Annotated in this window: 1 tRNA gene; it reads left to right on the forward strand. The window is 44.6% G+C overall.

The features are described from left to right. Positions 1-355 precede the first annotated feature (355 nt). Positions 356-429 (forward strand) — tRNA-Thr (locus tag JNK74_28525). Positions 430-791: the final 362 nt, after the last annotated feature.

Genomic DNA, 791 nt, shown 5'->3' on the forward strand with positions numbered 1-791 from the left:
CGCTTATTTTGAGAAGAAAAAAAAAAGTTGTCAATCGCTAAAGTGGTTTCTCGGTCCGCTTTTCGAGCGTTCCAAGCCGATTGACCGCAGGAATTACTCGGCGTTTATCCATAGAAAATTTTTTGCCGCGATAAGCGCATGAAACCCTATTCATTTTGCGATTGATAGTATTTAGAATACGAAAATAACCTCATATGTATCAATTTCAGTAGCATGGCCCGATTTTTTGCTAATTCTGCTAGCGGATGTAATAAAAAAAAGACACGAACAAAGATTGAATCGTACCTGATAGGGCTTAAGCAATAATTGAGGCGGCGCAGAATCATGCGGTATACTTGACAGTCAGAAATTCGGTGCTGGCGTAGCTCAGCTCGGTAGAGCAGCTGATTTGTAATCAGCCGGTCGGGGGTTCGAATCCCTTCGCCAGCTTCACTTTTATGGCTTCTTTTTAAATTCTTCGAATAGTCAAAATCTGCTTGCTCGTTTGCTTTACACGGATCAAGTGGCGGAAACGGGCGAGTATCCTGTGGCGTTTTAATTTACATCGGGCGCTAAGATGTTGAAGCTGGATTGTTTTATGCCGTTTCTTAACAACAGCAGAGCGAATAAGAGGGTTTTGATGGGCAAATGGAGCGCATTAGCCATCGTCGTTTGCAGCTTATCAATTTTGTGGTCGTCTCTTGGTTTCGCCAAACAGGTGACTCTCGCGTGGGACCCGAATACGGAGCGCAATCTCGGAGGATACCGAATTTATTATGGGCCTGCCAGCCGAGCTTATACCTCATCCGTGG

Source organism: Candidatus Hydrogenedentota bacterium, assembly GCA_016791475.1.
Classification (GTDB): Bacteria; Hydrogenedentota; Hydrogenedentia; order Hydrogenedentales; family JAEUWI01; genus JAEUWI01.